The organism is Vibrio atypicus, from assembly GCF_009811315.1.
GTDB lineage: Bacteria > Pseudomonadota > Gammaproteobacteria > Enterobacterales > Vibrionaceae > Vibrio > Vibrio atypicus.
Genome location: NZ_BLID01000059.1, coordinates 1 through 251, shown reverse-complemented (window position 1 = coordinate 251; position 251 = coordinate 1). Strand labels below are relative to the sequence as shown.

The following is a 251-nucleotide window of genomic DNA, read 5'->3' as shown; positions in this document are numbered from 1 at the left end:
TCCGAGACCACCACGGTAAAGCTGTCTGAGCCGTTGTAATCATCGTTTGGTGTGTAAGTCCAGTTACCGTCGGCATCAACGGTCACTGAGCCGTTTTGTGGATCGGTCGCTTTGCTGAAGGTCAGGTCGTCGCCATCCACATCGGTCGCATCCAACTTACCGCTTACTGGCGTGTCTTCTGGTGTCTCGACCGAAATGTCATCGCCCAGCGGCGCACCATTGCCATCAACGATTTCAGGGTCGTCGTTCAC

General features: G+C 55.0%; 1 protein-coding gene. It reads right to left on the bottom strand.

Features of this window, described 5'->3' with window-relative positions; genetic code table 11:
- Nucleotides 1-251 (bottom strand): Ig-like domain-containing protein (locus GVO60_RS22320; protein ID WP_167522352.1); only part of this gene is annotated, 251 nt, incomplete at both ends.